Here is a 2,198-nt window from a genome sequence, read left to right as displayed (position 1 = left end):
TCCCGGTAGGGTGCCGGAGGCATAGCACTGTCGCGTCAGCAGTGCGGAGCACTATGATGTGGGCGGGATCCCAACCGAACAGCCATGCAACCCTTGCACATCTTGCTGGCAGAAGGCAACCCTCATCTGCGCAGCTTGCTGTGTTGGCATTTGCAACAGGCCGGACACCAAGTTTGGGAAGCAGAGACCCTTCGCCAAGCAAAGACTCTGCTGCAACAGCAGCCCATTCACCTGCTGATTTTGGATGCGGAGCTGTCCAACCGCGGCGGGCTGCAATTGTGCCGGTGGGCCCATCGCCAGTACGATCTGCTGATTTTGCTACTCTCCCACCGGGGATCCGAAGCGGACATTATCGCCGGCCTGGAGGCAGGAGCGGACGATTACCTCACCAAGCCCTTTAGTATGCAACTGCTGGATGCCCACCTTCTAGCCTTGGCTCGGCGGCGACAGCGTCATATCCCCCCTACCTTTCTGCAGTACGGGGATCTCAAAATTGACCTGGTGCAACGGCGCGTCGCCTTGGCTGGGGAAGGGATCGACCTCACGCCTCAGGAGTTTAGCCTGCTGATGGTGCTGGTGCAGGCGGATGGGGATCCCGTCTCTCGTCTAGAGCTACTAGAGCGAGCGTGGCCGGATTCCACCGATAACCCTCGCACCGTCGATACCCATATCCTCTCGTTGCGCAAAAAGCTGGAACGGGATCCGCGCCAGCCCAGCTTGATCCACACAGTGCGCAATGTCGGCTACTGCTTCGGTCTCAACCCCCCGCTGCCTCAGGAACAGAAAACTCTGTCAGCCGCTGCAGGCGATTCAGGATCTGGGCCTCAGCGGCAGCGTCGTGGAGTCGCAGCGTCAGGCAAAGCACCTACTAAGGAATAGCTAGTTAACGTCAATTCCGCTAGGCAGAATCGGGATCGCTCAGTTGCAGCAGAGACCGGCGTACCCGCTGCTCCAAGGCCAGGTTGTGATGTCGGCGGCTGACCTGCAAAGCTGCCTGCAAATCCGAAAAAGCTGTTGCTTTATCTCCCATATTCCAGTAGGCCAGCCCTCGTCCGTACAAGCCATACTCGTCGGAGAGGTCAATCCGGTTCATATCCGCCTCCAGGCGAAAGGCCCGCTCGTAGTCGTCCAAAGCAGCTTTGATCTCCCCCAGCGCATAGAGAAGGTTGCCCCTGATGTAGAGAACGTTGGGCTGCTGGGGTTCTCTTTCTAAGCTGCGGCTGAGGTCGGCAATGGCCTCGTCAAAGTAATCACCACAGGCGTAGGTCACCCCCCGCTGGTAGTAGTGGGCTGGGCTGGGATCCCAGTAAATAGCCTGCGACCAATCGGACAAAGCCGCCTCCCAGGTGCCCAGGTAGCTGTGTAAACGGGCCCGCTGGGAATGGGCAAGCGCTGAGGTGGGATCCAAGCGAATGGCTTCATCCAGATGAGCTAGGGCCAAAGGCAGGGATCCCTGTTGCACGAGCAGGTTGGCCAAGCTGAGGTGGTGGGGGACGTTGGGGTGTAGGCGCACCAGCTCAGCAAACTCCGCCGTTGCTCCCTGGAGATCCCCCTGAGATTGACGAATCAGCCCGCGATAAAAATAGGGTTCTGGTCGCCGCGGGGCCAACCGGATCGCCTGGCCGAAATCCTCCAGGGCCTGGGGAACTTGGCCGAGGGCAAAGTAGGCTTCTCCCCGCAAAATGTAGGCGTTGGCCAGGCAGGGATCCCGTTGCAGAGCCAAGCTGAGCTGTTCAATAGCCCCCAGCAAATCCCGGTTCAGCCACCGTTCTCGACCACGGTTGTAGGCCAAGATGGCCGGACGGGTGAAGGCAGAAATGGCCGCTGCACCCACCAGGCCCATCACTGCCAAAAGACGATCCTGCCGCCAGCTGGCCATGCTCCCCAGCAACAGGGCAACCGCAATCAAAAGACGCAAACCAGCAGAGTCGTGGGCTCTGAACATACTGCTCTGCACCGCTGTTACGAGCGTATCCTGTTTTTTTAATCTGCTCGCGAGCTTCTCTCTGATTCTGCCCGATTTGGCAGCGAAAAACGCCGAACAGCTCAAGCCCAAAAAGCTCCCGTAGCTCACTTGGATCAAGAGTAGAAAGGGGATCCCCGTGCTCCTCCCAACCCTTTAGCTTGTGGGGGTGTGGGGGTAGCTAAGCCCCGCACTGTACCCGTAGCGTCAGTGTCGGGATACAGATACCCCCACA

At 59.0% G+C, this 2,198-nt stretch carries 2 protein-coding genes; one reads left to right on the top strand and one right to left on the bottom strand.

Annotation, left to right across the window (positions count from 1 at the left end; translation table 11 throughout):
• Positions 1-84 precede the first annotated feature (84 nt).
• Positions 85-879, top strand: a complete 795-nt coding sequence (locus tag NW818_RS12730; RefSeq protein WP_414344465.1) for a response regulator transcription factor — start codon at positions 85-87, stop codon at positions 877-879.
• Positions 880-898: 19 nt separating this feature from the next.
• Here the strand turns inward: NW818_RS12730 and NW818_RS12725 are convergent, their stop codons facing one another.
• Complete coding sequence (locus tag NW818_RS12725) at positions 899-1,945, bottom strand: tetratricopeptide repeat protein (RefSeq protein WP_414344464.1); 1,047 nt, start codon at positions 1,943-1,945, stop codon at positions 899-901.
• Positions 1,946-2,198 lie beyond the last annotated feature (253 nt).

It is taken from the genome of Synechococcus sp. R6-5 (genome assembly GCF_047461775.1).
In the GTDB taxonomy this organism is placed as follows: domain Bacteria; phylum Cyanobacteriota; class Cyanobacteriia; order Thermostichales; family Thermostichaceae; genus Thermostichus.
This window is presented reverse-complemented; position numbering and strand designations above follow the sequence as displayed.